The organism is Streptomyces sp. NPDC039480 (assembly GCF_055597165.1).
Map to the genome: position 1 here is coordinate 1 of NZ_JBVITX010000010.1, position 13,631 is coordinate 13,631.

Below are 13,631 nucleotides of genomic sequence, written 5' to 3' on the forward strand. Positions count from 1 at the left end.
TCTGGCGTTGACTTTTGGCACGCTGTTGAGTTCTCAAGGAACGGACGCTTCCTTTGTACTCACCCTCTCGGGCTTTCCTCCGGGCGCTTCCCTTCAGTGTTTCTTTTTGTTCTTCGTTCTTGCGTTTCCGACTCTATCAGACTCTTTCGTGTCCGATTTCCTCGGTGCCTTTCCGGTTCCCGCTCCGCCTTTCGGCTTTCGCGTTTCCCTTTCCGGCGGTTCCGACTTTATCAGAGATTCTGAGTCGGATTTCCCGCCCCGTTCGGGTGGTCCCAAGGCACCTGAGTGCTCCGGGTTCCCTCGCAGGCGGAGCCGTAAACCTAACGGAGCGGGGCGCCCCGATGCAAATCGAGGTGCCCCGCTCCGAAGAAGGCGCGGTCAGGAGGGTCAGACCTCCACGACCACCGGCAGGATCATCGGGCGCCGGCGGTAGTTGTCGGAGACCCACTTGCCCAGCGTGCGGCGGATGAGCTGCTGCAGCTGGTGGGGCTCGACGACGCCGTCCTGCGCCGACTTCTCCAGGACTTCCTGGACCTTCGGGACGACACTGCTGAACACCGAGTCGTCGATGCCGGAGCCGCGCGCCTGGATGTGCGGACCGCCGGTGATCTTCCCCGTACTGGAGTCCACCACCACGAACACCGAGATGATGCCCTCGTCGCCCAGGATCTTGCGGTCCTTGAGAGCGGGCTCGCCGACATCGCCCACGGAGAGGCCGTCCACGTAGACGTATCCCGCCTGGACCTTGCCGACGATCTTCGCCTTGCCCTCGACGAGGTCGACGACGACGCCGTCCTCGGCGATCACGATGCGGTCGTGCGGGACGCCGGTGAGGGCGCCGAGCTCGGCGTTGGCGCGCAGGTGGCGCCATTCGCCGTGGACCGGCATCAGGTTCTTGGGCTTGCAGATGTTGTAGAAGTACAGGAGCTCGCCGGCCGAGGCGTGGCCGGAGACGTGCACCTTGGCGTTGCCCTTGTGGACGACGTTCGCACCCCAGCGGGTCAGGCCGTTGATCACGCGGTACACCGCATTCTCGTTGCCGGGGATCAGCGACGACGCCAGGATCACCGTGTCGCCCTGGACGATGCGGATCTGGTGGTCGCGGTTGGCCATGCGGGAGAGCGCGGCCATGGGCTCGCCCTGCGAACCCGTGCAGACCAGGACGACCTCGCTGTCCGGCAGGTCGTCGAGCGTCTTGACATCGACGACTAGGCCCGGCGGCACCCGGAGGTAGCCGAGGTCTCGGGCGATGCCCATGTTGCGGACCATCGAGCGGCCGACGAAGGCGACCCTGCGGCCGTACTCGTGCGCGGCGTCCAGGATCTGCTGGATGCGGTGCACGTGGCTGGCGAAGCTCGCGACGATGATGCGCTTCTGGGCGCCGGCGAAGACACCGCGGATCACGTTCGAGATGTCGCGCTCGGGCGGGACGAAGCCCGGGACCTCGGCGTTCGTCGAGTCGGAGAGGAGGAGGTCGATGCCCTCCTCGCTCAGCCGCGCGAACGCGTGCAGGTCGGTGAGGCGGCCGTCCATCGGCAGCTGGTCCATCTTGAAGTCACCGGTGGCGACGACCATGCCTGCGGGGGTGCGGATGGCGACGGCCAGGGCGTCCGGGATGGAGTGGTTGACCGCGATGAACTCGCAGTCGAACGGGCCGAGGTGCTCGCGGTCGCCCTCGACGACCTCCAGCGTGTACGGCCGGATGCGGTGCTCCTGGAGCTTCGCCTCGATCAGCGCGAGGGTCAGCTTGGAGCCGATCAGCGGGATGTCCGGCTTCTCGCGCAGGAGGTAGGGGACACCGCCGATGTGGTCCTCGTGGCCGTGCGTGAGCACGATGCCCTCGATGTCGTCGAGGCGGTCCCTGATGGACGTGAAGTCCGGCAGGATCAGGTCGATTCCGGGCTGCTCCTCCTCGGGGAAGAGCACTCCGCAGTCGACGATCAGCAGGCGACCGTTGTACTCGAAGACGGTCATGTTGCGGCCGATCTCACCGAGGCCGCCGAGCGGGGTGACCCGCAGGCCGCCCTTCGGGAGCTTCGGAGGGGCGCCGAGTTCAGGATGCGGATGACTCAAAAGACTCTCCTCACCACGCGCGCCACGTACCTCCGGGGCACGTGGCGCGTATGACGTTCGTGCATTAGCAGTTGTTGTGTGGGGTGCGGGCGGCCGTCGGCTGCTGCCGCGCGCCCGCGTGTTCCGCTTATTCAGTTGTGAAGTCTGTGGTTACAGCTGTACCCCGCCGGCGGCGAGATCGATCTTGAGCTGGGCCGTCTCGTCGGGTGACAGCTCCACCAGGGGGAGGCGGAGCGGTCCCGCGGGACGGCCCTGGAGCGCCAGCGCCGCCTTGGTCGTGATCACGCCCTGCGTACGGAACATGCCGGTGAAGACCGGGAGCAGCTTCTGGTGGATCTCCGTGGCCTTCTGTACGTCACCCGTGAGGTGCGCCTCCAGCATGGCGCGCAGCTCCGGGGTGACGACGTGGCCGACGACCGAGACGAAGCCGCACGCGCCGACGGACAGCAGCGGCAGGTTCAGCATGTCGTCGCCGGAGTACCAGGCGAGGTCCGAGCGGGCGATGGCCCAGCTGGCGCGGCCGAGGTCGCCCTTGGCGTCCTTGTTGGCGACGATGCGGGGGTGCTCGGCGAGGCGGACCATCGTCTCGGTGTTGATCGGTACGCCGCTGCGGCCCGGGATGTCGTAGAGCATGACCGGCAGCTCCGTGCTGTCGGCGATGGCCGTGAAGTGCCGGAACAGGCCCTCCTGCGGGGGCTTGTTGTAGTACGGCGTGACGGTCAGGAGGCCGTGGGCGCCCGCCTGCTCGGCGGCGCGGGCCAGCTCGATGCTGTGGCGGGTGTCGTTCGTGCCGACGCCGGCGACGATGTGGGCGCGGTCTCCGACGGCGTCCAGTACGGCTCGTACGAGATCGTTTTTCTCCGCGTCACTGACGGTCGGGGACTCACCGGTGGTGCCGTTGACGACGAGGCCGTCGTTGCCTGCGTCCACCAGATGAGTGGCGAGCTGCTGCGCGCCGTCGAGGTCGAGTGCGCCATCCGCCGTGAACGGCGTGACCATGGCGGTGAGGACCCTCCCGAAGGGGGTCTGCGGAGTGGAGGTCGGAGCCATGGGTAACACGCTACTCGCTGCTCAGCGCGGGGTCGCCCCTCGGGGGATGTGTGCGGACCTGACAAGTGTGGAGCCCGGCACTGCCTGCTCGGGGGTTCAAGCAGTGCCGGGTCCGTTTGATCAGGCTAGATGAACTTCACGAAGTGCCGCAATACGGACACTTCGCTCGGTCCACCCGCACATCAGTGCCTCGCCCGCTCGCGGGTAGGCCCCGACAATCGGCCGTTCGGTGAATCGCCAGCACATTCTTCGACTAATTTGCTGAAACAGGGCACCTTTTGGGCGTTTCACGCGTCTGTCTATACAACAGAGTCCACAGAGCTCCGTTCGAGACCCGTGAGGAGAAGCGCGCCCCATGTTCCGTCGGCGAGAGCCCGTTCCGTTCGCCTTCATCGCCGAAGCCGACAAGTTCCGCAGTAACGTCACTCCCCCACCCCGTGAGCGCGCATCGGCCAGTCAGATCGTGGGCCGCACGCTCATCGGCCTGACCGTGGTGGCCGGGCTTGTGGGATCCCTGCTCTTCGGGATGCCCGCCATGTCGGCCGACCAGTCACCGGCGCAGACGCAGCAGTCCGAAGCTGCCGACGGCCGCTGACCGGCGCCGACCGTCGTCCGGACTGACTCGTCCGGACCCCCAAGGGTGGTAGCAGGGGGCACGGCTCGATAGCCTCACCGGGCACAGCCCATGTGTGGATCGAGTGAGGATCAGCCCGTGCCCCTGCCCTTCCTGACCGCGGACCGCACTTTCGACGACGTGGCCGCCGACACCGCGCTGCCCTTCGAAGACCGCGATCACTGGCGCCGGCCCTACCGGCCCGGTCCCTGGCGCGTGGGCGCCGCGGCACTTCTGCTGCTGCTCGCCTCGTTCGTCCTCTTCGCCGCCGTGGTCATCGCGTTCGCGGACTCCCTCGCGGGCGCCGCGATCTGCGCCGGGCTCGCCGCCCTCGTCATCGTGAGTTCCCTGCGGCTGCTGCGCATGGGCATCTGGGTGAGCGCCCACGGACTGCGCAAGGTCGGCTTCCTGACGACACAGACGCTCCCCTGGAGCCGCATCTCCGCGGTGCGGACCGCGCAGCAGCCCGTGCGCTGGCTGGGTCTGCCCCGCACGGTGCAAGGGCAGGCACTCATCCTCGTACGACGTGATCAGCAGGCCGTCGAGGCGCGGCAGCTGCTCCTCACCGACCGGAACGCCGACTTCCTGGCACGGCACGAGGCGTTCAACCGCGCGGCCGACTCCATCGAGGTGTGGGCCGACGAGTTCCGGCCCGCCGCCGAGTACAGCCCCACCGCCTAACCGCCTGCCGGCTCAGACGTTCACCGGCTTGCCCGCGTGCAGGGCGATGGCCCGCTGCATGGCCTTCCGCGCGCGGGGGGTGTCCCTGGCGTCGTGGTAGGCGACGGCCAGCCGGAACCAGCAGCGCCAGTCGTCCGGTGAGTCCTCCGTCTCCGCCTTGCGGCGGGCGAAGACCTCGTCGGCCGAGTCGCGGTCGATGCGGCCGCCCGGCGTGCGCTTCAACTCGTCGACGGGCAGGCCGCCTTCGGCCTCCAGCTCGGCGGCGAGGCGGTTGGCGCGCTGGACGAACTGGGTGTTCTTCCAGAGGAACCAGACGCCGATGACCGGCAGGATCAGCACCGCGACACCGAAGGTGACGGTGAGCGCGGTGCCGTGCTTTATGAGGAGCACGCCGCGGCTGCCGACCAGGACGAAGTAGACGACCAGGACGGCAGCCGTGACGGCGTAGGTGATCTTCGCGCGCATGAGGTCCGCTCCCCGGATCAGCCGAGATCCAGGAAGTGTTCCAGGCCGAACGTGAGCCCCGGGGTGCTGACCACGCGGCGCGCGCCGAGCAGGATGCCCGGCATGAAGCTGCTGTGGTGCAGCGAGTCGTGGCGCACGGTCAGGGTCTCGCCCTCGCCGCCGAGCAGGACCTCCTGGTGTGCGAGGAGGCCGCGCAGGCGCACGGAGTGCACCGGCACGCCGTCCACGTCCGCGCCGCGGGCGCCGTCCAGGGCCGTCGTCGTGGCGTCGGGCTGCGGGGCACTGCCCGCCGCCCTGCGCGCCTCGGCGATGAGCTGGGCGGTGCGCGTGGCGGTGCCGCTGGGGGCGTCGGCCTTGTTCGGGTGGTGCAGCTCGACGACCTCGACGGACTCGAAGTACGGCGCCGCGATCTGCGCGAACTTCATCGTGAGGACCGCGCCGATGGAGAAGTTCGGGGCGATGAGCACGCCCGTCTCCGGGGACGCGGCCAGCCACGTCCGCAGCTGCGCGAGGCGCTCGTCGGTCCAGCCCGTCGTACCGACGACGGCGTGGATGCCGTGTCGTACGCAGAAGTCGAGGTTCTCCATCACCGAGTCGGGATGGGTCAGCTCGACCGCGACCTGGGCGCCGGCCTCGGCCAGCGACTCCAGATCGTCGCCCCGGCCGAGGGCGGCGACCAGTTCCATGTCGTCGGCGGCCTCGACGGCCTTGACGGCCTCGGAGCCGATACGGCCCTTGGCGCCGATGACCGCCACGCGCAGCTTGCTCATGTCCTTCATTCCTTACGTCGGTCCCTTGCGGGGACTGCGCTACCTACGCGACCGCTTCGTGGAGGCGGGCCGCCTGCTTGTCCTTGAGCGGGCCGATGGCCGACAGGGACGGGCGGTGGCCGAGCACGTCGCGGGCCACTTCGCGCACCTCGTCGGGGGTGACCGCGGAGATCTTGGCCAGCATGTCGTCGACCGACATGTGCTCGCCCCAGCAGAGCTCGCTCTTGCCGATGCGGTTCATCAGGGCGCCGGTGTCCTCGAGGCCGAGGACGGTGGAGCCCGCGAGCTGGCCGATCGCCCGGGTGATCTCGTCGTCCGTCAGTCCGTGCTCCGCGACCTGGTCGAGCTCGTCGCGGCAGATCTTCAGGACGTCGTGGACCTGGCTGGGGCGGCAGCCCGCGTAGACACCGAAGAGGCCGGTGTCGGCGAAGCCCGACGTGTACGAGTACACGCTGTAGGCCAGGCCGCGCTTCTCCCTGACCTCCTGGAAGAGGCGCGACGACATGCCGCCGCCCAGGGCGGTGTTCAGGACGCCGAGGGCCCAGCGGCGCTCGTCGGTGCGGGCCAGACCGGGCATGCCGAGGATGACGTGGGCCTGCTCGGTCTTGCGGTTGATGACCTCGACGCGGCCCGCGGTGCGCAGGGCGCGGGAGCCCTGACGGGGGCCCATCGGGACCGCGTCGGTGCGCTGGAGCGCGCCGGCCTTCTCGAAGGCGGCACGGACCTGGCGTACGACCTTGTTGTGATCCACGTTGCCCGCGGCGGCGACCACGAGGTGGGTCGGGTCGTAGTGCTTCTTGTAGAAGCGGCGGATGCGGTCCGCGGTGAGGGCGTTGATCGTGTCCTCGGTGCCGAGGACCGGGCGGCCGAGGGGAGTGTCGCCGAGCATCGTGTGCGCGAACAGGTCGTGCACGCAGTCGCCCGGGTCGTCCTCGGTCATCGCGATCTCTTCGAGGATGACGCCGCGCTCGGCGTCGACGTCCTCCTGGCGGATGAGGGAGCCGGTCAGCATGTCGCAGACGACGTCGATGGCGAGCGGCAGGTCGGTGTCGAGCACGCGCGCGTAGTAGCACGTGTACTCCTTCGCCGTGAAGGCGTTCATCTCGCCGCCGACCGCGTCGAGCGCGGCGGAGATGTCCAGAGCGCTGCGCTTCTTGGTGCCCTTGAAGAGGAGGTGCTCCAGGTAGTGCGTGGCGCCGTTCAGCGAAGGGGTCTCGTCGCGTGATCCGACGTTGGCCCAGATTCCGAAGGTGGCCGAGCGCACGGAGGGCAGGGTCTCCGTGACGACGCGCAGGCCGCCGGGGAGGGTCGTCCTGCGGACGGTGCCGATGCCGTGCTCGCCCTTGATGAGGGTTTGGGTACGGGCGACGGCCCGCCCCTCCGAAGAGGGGCGGGCCGTCGTCGTGGTGCTACGCGACGTCACTTGTCGGTGTCGTCCTTCTGGTCTTCGCCCTCTTCGCCGTCGATGACGGGGATGAGGGAGAGCTTGCCGCGGGAGTCGATCTCGGCGATCTCGACCTGGACCTTCTGACCCACGCCGACGACGTCCTCGACGTTCTCCACGCGCTTGCCGCCGGCGAGCTTGCGGATCTGCGAGATGTGCAGCAGACCGTCCTTGCCCGGCATGAGCGAGACGAACGCGCCGAAGGTCGTCGTCTTCACGACGGTGCCCAGGTAGCGCTCGCCGACCTCCGGCATGGTCGGGTTGGCGATGCCGTTGATCGTGGCGCGGGCGGCCTCGGCGGCCGGGCCGTCGGCGGCACCGATGTAGATGGTGCCGTCGTCCTCGATCGTGATGTCGGCGCCGGTGTCCTCCTGGATCTGGTTGATCATCTTGCCCTTGGGGCCGATGACCTCACCGATCTTGTCCACCGGGATCTTGACAGTGATGATGCGCGGCGCGTTCGGGGACATCTCGTCCGGAACGTCGATCGCCTCGTTCATCACGTCGAGGATGTGCAGACGCGCGTCACGGGCCTGCTTCAGCGCGGCGGCCAGGACCGAGGCGGGGATGCCGTCGAGCTTGGTGTCGAGCTGCAGCGCGGTCACGAACTGCTTCGTGCCGGCGACCTTGAAGTCCATGTCGCCGAAGGCGTCCTCCGCACCGAGGATGTCGGTGAGGGCGACGTAGTGCGTCTGGCCGTCGATCTCCTCGGAGATCAGGCCCATGGCGATACCGGCGACGGCGGCCTTCAGCGGCACACCGGCGTTCAGCAGCGACATCGTGGAGGCGCAGACCGAGCCCATGGACGTCGAGCCGTTCGAACCGAGGGCCTCGGAGACCTGACGGATCGCGTACGGGAAGTCCTCGCGGGACGGGAGCACCGGCACGATGGCGCGCTCGGCGAGCGCGCCGTGGCCGATCTCGCGGCGCTTCGGCGAACCGACGCGGCCGGTCTCGCCGACCGAGTACGGCGGGAAGTTGTAGTTGTGCATGTAGCGCTTGCGCGTCACCGGGGAGAGGGTGTCGAGCTGCTGCTCCATGCGGAGCATGTTCAGCGTGGTGACGCCCAGGATCTGGGTCTCGCCACGCTCGAACAGCGCCGAGCCGTGCACGCGCGGGATGGCCTCGACCTCGGCGGCGAGCGTACGGATGTCCGTGATGCCGCGGCCGTCGATGCGGACCTTGTCCTTGATGATGCGCTCGCGGACCAGCTTCTTGGTCAGCGCGCGGTACGCACCGGAGATCTCCTTCTCTCGGCCCTCGAACTGCGGGAGCAGCTTCTCGCCGGCGAGCTCCTTGACGCGGTCCAGCTCGGCCTCGCGCTCCTGCTTGCCGGCGATGGTGAGCGCCTGGGCGAGCTCGGTCTTGACCGCGGCGGTGAGGGCCTCGAGGACGTCGTCCTCGTAGTCCAGGAAGACCGGGAACTCGCCGGTCGGCTTGGCGGCCTTCGCGGCGAGGTCCGACTGGGCCTTGCAGAGCGCCTTGATGAAGGGCTTCGCGGCCTCGAGACCGGCGGCGACGACCTCCTCCGTGGGGGCCTCCGCGCCGTCCTTGACGAGCTGGATGGTCTTCTCGGTGGCCTCGGCCTCGACCATCATGATCGCGACGTCGCCGTCCTCGAGGACGCGACCGGCGACGACCATGTCGAAGACGGCGTCCTCGAGCTCGGTGTGCGTCGGGAAGGCGACCCACTGGCCCTTGATGAGCGCCACGCGCGTGCCGCCGATCGGGCCCGAGAAGGGCAGGCCGGCCAGCTGCGTGGAGCAGGAGGCGGCGTTGATCGCGACGACGTCGTACAGGTGGTCGGGGTTGAGCGCCATGATCGTCTCGACGATCTGGATCTCGTTGCGCAGGCCCTTCTTGAAGGAAGGACGCAGCGGGCGGTCGATCAGGCGGCAGGTCAGGATCGCGTCCTCGGAGGGACGGCCCTCACGACGGAAGAACGAACCGGGGATCTTGCCTGCGGCGTACTGCCGCTCCTCGACGTCCACCGTCAGGGGGAAGAAGTCGAGCTGGTCCTTGGGCCGCTTGGAAGCGGTGGTGGCCGACAGCACCATGGTGTCGTCGTCCAGGTACGCCACGGCGGAGCCGGCGGCCTGCTTGGCCAGGCGGCCCGTCTCGAAGCGGATGGTGCGGGTGCCGAACGTGCCGTTGTCGATGACGGCCTCGGCGTAGTGGGTCTCGTTCTCCACTGTTCTCCTACGTGTCTACGTTTCGTCTTCTCGCCCCTGGACCCGTGTGACCCGGGGGCGGCGTCCCATGCGTCCTCTGGCGGACGGGGACTGTGCGGAGAAGCGCGCCGTGGATGCGGGCCGGTCTTCGATCGAAGCACCCGGGATGCTCCCGGGGGCCACTACCGAGGACCGGCGGCGGCTGCGTGCGCCTCTCCCTCGTGGGGGTTTTCGTTCTGACGCCCCGGGGCGTTTGCCACCCTCGGGGACGTGCTTGTCTTCGTGCTGGTGTCACCAGAGTACAAAGCGCCGGTGACAGCGCGCATGTACAGCAAAGGGAGCGGCCCCCTTCGAGTGCTTCGAGTGGGAACCGCTCCCTTCACGCCGTCTTACTTGGCGCCCGCCGCACCGCGACGGATGCCGAGGCGCTCGACCAGGGCGCGGAAGCGCTGGATGTCCTTCTTGGCCAGGTACTGCAGCAGGCGGCGACGCTGGCCGACCAGGATCAGCAGACCACGACGCGAGTGGTGGTCGTGCTTGTGGGTCTTGAGGTGCTCGGTCAGGTCCGAGATGCGGCGGGAGAGCAGCGCCACCTGAACCTCGGGGGAGCCGGTGTCGCCCTCCTTCTGGGCGAACTCGGTCATGATCTGCTTCTTCGTAGCGGCGTCGAGCGACACGCGTACTCCTCGTGATGTCTTCGAGTGCCTCCGAGTGCCCCTGGTCTACATCTCAGGGGAGCTTCCGTGACTCGGGAGGCCGGAATGGGCCGCCGGGCGCGGTCCCGGGCCCGGAGTCCTTGGCGGATCCGGGGGTCGGGCCGGGTCTGTGCAGGCCGGGTTCGGATCCCTGGGGATTCGCGGGTGCGCAGACAGGCGGTTGTTTCACAGGGTACCAGTCGGCTTGTGGGGCTCGGCGCGGGCCCGGGAGCACCCGGCCCGCCGACGCCGTCGGTCAGCCGCTGCTCTCGAATCCTCTCATCACCCACTGGTTGGGGCCGTCGCCCTCACTCCGCGTGACGCTTGTGGTGGCGAGGAAGATACGGCCGCGTTCGTACACGACAAGCGGCGGCTCCAGACCGTCCATCGCGGGCGCCTCGTCCTCCCCGAAGAGCAACAGGAGGGTCTCCTTCCCGGTGTCCGGGTCCAGGCTGACGGCGGCGGAGGGCGCGCTCGCCGCTTCCCGGTAGGCGATCACCTTGTCGCCGCTCATCCGCAGCGGGAACATCGGGCGGCCGGGCCTCGCGTCGAATTTACGCACGGTGTTCCCGGTCGCGAGGTCGAAGGAGACGACTTCGTTGGCCACCCGTCCGCGTGCCGTCTCCGGGGAGAAGTCTCGCGGCTTTGTCGCCATGTAGAGCTGTCGCTTGCCGACGACCACCCCGGTGCAGCGCTCCACCTCGGCACTGAAGACCTCGTCGCAGCCGTGGACGTAGCGATCACCCTCCAGCGGGATCGTGCCGCGCTGTCTGCCCTTGTCACCGCTGAGGACGATCAGATGGGTGGACCCCATGTCTCCGGACGCGACGGCGATGACGGGCGGTGACGAAGAGGCCAGGTGGACTCCCTCGATCCCCTCGGCGACGGTGTACGTCCACAGGGATTTGCCCGTACGCGGGGCGATCTTCTGGATCCGGAACTCGGGCTCCGCCGAGTCGCCGCACTGGACGAGGGCGATCAGACCCTTGCCCCCGGCGTACCCCATGTCCGTGCACTTCGAGGCGTCGGTGTCCGTCCAGAGCCGCCTGCCACTGGTCATGTCGTACGCCACCGAGACCTGCCCGGTGGCGGCAAGGACGGCCCCCCGTGTCATCGTCACGTTGACGCTCATCGCGAGGGCGCTCTCGCCGGGCAGTTTCTTGTCCCAGAGCTTCCTGCCCGTGTCGACGTCGAACACCGCGACCCGGTCGCACGGGGCGGTGACGTCCTCGCCGTCGCTGCCCTTCTCGGGCCGTTCTCCCGAGAAGGCGACCGCTGTCCGGCCGTCCACGCTGACGTGCCGGGTCACCGCACAGATGGGACCGGGGAAGTCGAGCTGCCAGACCTTCTCGGAGTCACCGATCCTGAAGCCTTTGACGACGTTCGCGATGCCCTTCGCGACGATCTTCTCCGTCGCCCAGGCGCCCTTCGCCGGGGCGGTCTCACCATCCTTGAGGGTCTTGTGTATGTACTCGGCGACGGTGCCGCCCTCGGGGGTCCTGGGAGGCGTCTCCACGGTCTCCCTGATGGCGTCGGGGGGCAGCGGTGCCGAGGCCGTGCGCTGCTTCGACGCGCTGTCGCCGTCCGGGCCCCAGAGGACCCAGCCACCTGCGCACAGCGCGGCGGTGAGCGTGAGCAGCACGCCGATGACAATCGCTGTGCGGCGCTTCTTTCCCTCGGCAGCCGTCGGCACGGGCTGGGTCAAGGGCGGGGGCGGGCCGAAGCTCACGCTGGTCGAGCCTTTCTACGCGGGTACGAATGAGTCGGGGCGCCGCGGGGCTCAGCTGGTCATGGCCCTGGCCTTGGCGTAGACGTCGAAGACCGCGAGGGTCAGCGGCACCAGGGTCAGCAGGACGAAGGTCTCGGCGATCTCCAGGAACCGGCCCCAGAAAGGCGTCACACCGGTACGTGAGGCGACCAGGCCGATGCCGGTCACCAGGGTCGCCACCACCGCGATCACCGCGGCGAGCCAGATGGTCCGCAGCTCCAGCGCCCCGCTGTCACCGGCCGAGCCTGAGGGCAGGTCGAGGCAGAGGCCGATACCGAGCAGGACGAGGGCCACCAGGCCGGCGAACAGCACGGCGGCGACCTGCGCGGTGTAGCGGAAGAGGTGCGCTCGCATCAGCATCGCGACACCCGTGGCCAGGGCCAGCACCTGTCCCCACGTCTCCTCGGAGAAGCCGAGTACCGCGGTGGAGCCGATCGCCACCAGCGCGCAACCGCCGACGAGCCCGACGAGGAGTTCCTGGCCTCGGCGGGCCTGGGCGGTGATGCGATCGGCGTCGACGGGCTCTTGCGGCGCGGGATCCGTCCCGTAACTGCCGCGCGTGCCGTGCGGAGGTTCGAAGCCGATGGGCAGCCGGGCGAACCGCATGGACAGTCCGGGCAGGAAGGCGAGCGCCCCCACAGCCAGCGGGGCACACAGGGCGGCTGTCTCAACAGGTTCCAGTTGCCACAGCGCCGCAAGGAACGTGGCGAGCAGACCGACCGCGGAGGCGAAGACGAAGGCGACGAAGGGGCCGTCGCCACGTGGCGAGATCATGCCGAGGATCACGGATGCTGTCAGGACGGCGGCGCAGGCCAGCAGGAGCTGGAGCCTGCCCACGCCCTGCCCGTCAGCCACGGGGAGCAGCCCGGAGCCCGCCACCGCCACGTTCGGCAGCGCGCCGAGGCCGAGGGCGAGGGCCGATGCCCGGTCGTCGTACACCCGCGCGCGGACTGCCGCGAGGGTGAGCAGCAGAACTCCCGCGACGGCGGCGAGGATGCCCGACAGTCCGTGCATGTCATGGCGTGGGGCAGCGGCCCAGGCCACGTAGGCGAGGAGGGCCGACAGTACGGTCCCGCCGATGAGCCCGGCGCCTCGCGTCAGGTCGCCGGTCCACAGCACGCGGTCGCGGGTCACCGCTGACGCCACGATCTCGGACACATCGTCGAAGACCGCGGGTGGCAGAGACTCGGAGAAGGGACGCAGCGTGAGGAGTTCGCCGTCGAGGATGCGCTGGGCGGCGAAGGTGCGGGCGCTGTCCAGGACGGTGCCGTCGCGTCGTACGAGGTGATAGCCGACCGGAGCGCCTTCGGCCGGACTCTGCCGGGAGAGCCGCAGGATCTCGGGGTAGATGTCGGCGACAGGAACGTCGTCGGGCAGCGCCACGTCGATACGGCTGTCGGGCGCGACGATGGTGACCCGGCAGAAGCCGAAGGCCGTGCCGGGGCCGGCGCCCGAGCCGCGTCCGGATGCGCTCTCAGGGGGCATTCCGCTGCCCTGCCGCCCGAATCCGGTGGCCCTCGTGGAGGCCGTCGTGCTCACCTGCTGCTCCCCCTCAATGCTGATGCCGCTGTCGCCGTCGGTCGCGGTCGGTTCCGGTGCCTGTGGTGCTGATGTGGCGCCCACGTACTGTTCACCGACTGTGTCGCATCGCGCGGCGCGGCGCGCAGAAACCGGCCCACCTGGCTGATTGTCGGGCCGTCCCCCCGCTGCATACCCCGAAATGCCCCCATACTTCGGGCAGTTACCCGTCACGCCGACTGGCCGGTTCAACCGCCACTCATGTGCACATCCGGCACCCTATCCCCGAGTGGTGACTGGCGGTGTCAGTAGGATCACACGGCGATCGCATCGCCCGGCCACCGGGCGGCGGACCGAACGCCCGCCCCTACAAGGGAATTGGT

11 protein-coding genes are annotated in these 13,631 nt (G+C 69.0%); 2 read left to right on the plus strand and 9 right to left on the minus strand.

What is annotated here, in order from left to right; translation table 11 throughout:
* Positions 1–387: 387 nt before the first annotated feature.
* A complete protein-coding gene (locus ACZ56E_RS28200; protein WP_468611340.1) occupies positions 388–2,073 on the minus strand; it encodes a ribonuclease J in 1,686 nt (561 codons plus the stop codon).
* A gap of 150 nt (positions 2,074–2,223) precedes the next feature.
* Complete coding sequence (dapA, locus tag ACZ56E_RS28205) at positions 2,224–3,123, minus strand: 4-hydroxy-tetrahydrodipicolinate synthase (protein ID WP_471218414.1); 900 nt, start codon at positions 3,121–3,123, stop codon at positions 2,224–2,226.
* 355 nt (positions 3,124–3,478) lie between these two features.
* On the opposite strand from dapA, the gene ACZ56E_RS28210 reads away from it, so the two are divergent.
* Positions 3,479–3,718 carry a hypothetical protein gene (locus ACZ56E_RS28210; RefSeq protein WP_468611342.1) on the plus strand — a complete coding sequence of 80 codons (240 nt, stop codon included), beginning with the start codon at positions 3,479–3,481 and terminating at the stop codon, positions 3,716–3,718.
* A gap of 117 nt (positions 3,719–3,835) precedes the next feature.
* Positions 3,836–4,417: a hypothetical protein gene (locus tag ACZ56E_RS28215; protein ID WP_471218415.1), complete on the plus strand. Its 582-nt coding sequence runs from the start codon at positions 3,836–3,838 to the stop codon at positions 4,415–4,417.
* Positions 4,418–4,429: 12 nt separating this feature from the next.
* On the opposite strand, the gene ACZ56E_RS28220 is transcribed toward ACZ56E_RS28215, so the two are convergent.
* The 7 genes from ACZ56E_RS28220 to eccD form a co-directional block, all read right to left on the minus strand.
* A complete protein-coding gene (locus ACZ56E_RS28220) occupies positions 4,430–4,882 on the minus strand; it encodes a tetratricopeptide repeat protein (protein WP_362994036.1) in 453 nt (150 codons plus the stop codon).
* A 17-nt stretch (positions 4,883–4,899) separates the two neighbouring features.
* On the minus strand, positions 4,900–5,652 hold the full coding sequence (gene dapB, locus ACZ56E_RS28225) for a 4-hydroxy-tetrahydrodipicolinate reductase (protein ID WP_471218417.1): 753 nt from the start codon (positions 5,650–5,652) through the stop codon (positions 4,900–4,902).
* Between the two features lie 43 nt (positions 5,653–5,695).
* The gene (locus ACZ56E_RS28230) at positions 5,696–7,075 is read right to left on the minus strand and encodes a M16 family metallopeptidase (protein WP_398308501.1); all 1,380 of its coding nucleotides are present in this window, start codon (positions 7,073–7,075) and stop codon (positions 5,696–5,698) included.
* Entirely contained in the window at positions 7,072–9,288 is a 2,217-nt protein-coding gene (locus tag ACZ56E_RS28235) for a polyribonucleotide nucleotidyltransferase (RefSeq protein WP_468611346.1), read from the minus strand. The genes ACZ56E_RS28230 and ACZ56E_RS28235 overlap by 4 nt, the downstream gene beginning before the upstream one ends.
* Before the next feature lie 368 nt (positions 9,289–9,656).
* Positions 9,657–9,944: a 30S ribosomal protein S15 gene (gene rpsO / locus ACZ56E_RS28240; RefSeq protein WP_362994044.1), complete on the minus strand. Its 288-nt coding sequence runs from the start codon at positions 9,942–9,944 to the stop codon at positions 9,657–9,659.
* A gap of 274 nt (positions 9,945–10,218) precedes the next feature.
* On the minus strand, positions 10,219–11,691 hold the full coding sequence (locus tag ACZ56E_RS28245; RefSeq protein WP_471218420.1) for an outer membrane protein assembly factor BamB family protein: 1,473 nt from the start codon (positions 11,689–11,691) through the stop codon (positions 10,219–10,221).
* A 51-nt stretch (positions 11,692–11,742) separates the two neighbouring features.
* The gene (gene eccD, locus ACZ56E_RS28250; protein ID WP_471218422.1) at positions 11,743–13,269 is read right to left on the minus strand and encodes a type VII secretion integral membrane protein EccD; all 1,527 of its coding nucleotides are present in this window, start codon (positions 13,267–13,269) and stop codon (positions 11,743–11,745) included.
* Positions 13,270–13,631 lie beyond the last annotated feature (362 nt).

What these genes read in the sequence shown, in the direction of transcription:
- dapB (WP_471218417.1), bottom strand. Translation starts at nt 5,652, where the DNA reads ATGAGCAAGCTGCGCGTGGCGGTCATCGGCGCCAAGGGCCGTATCGGC.
- ACZ56E_RS28220 (WP_362994036.1), bottom strand. Translation starts at nt 4,882, where the DNA reads ATGCGCGCGAAGATCACCTACGCCGTCACGGCTGCCGTCCTGGTCGTC.
- dapA (WP_471218414.1), bottom strand. Translation starts at nt 3,123, where the DNA reads ATGGCTCCGACCTCCACTCCGCAGACCCCCTTCGGGAGGGTCCTCACC.
- ACZ56E_RS28210 (WP_468611342.1), top strand. Translation starts at nt 3,479, where the DNA reads ATGTTCCGTCGGCGAGAGCCCGTTCCGTTCGCCTTCATCGCCGAAGCC.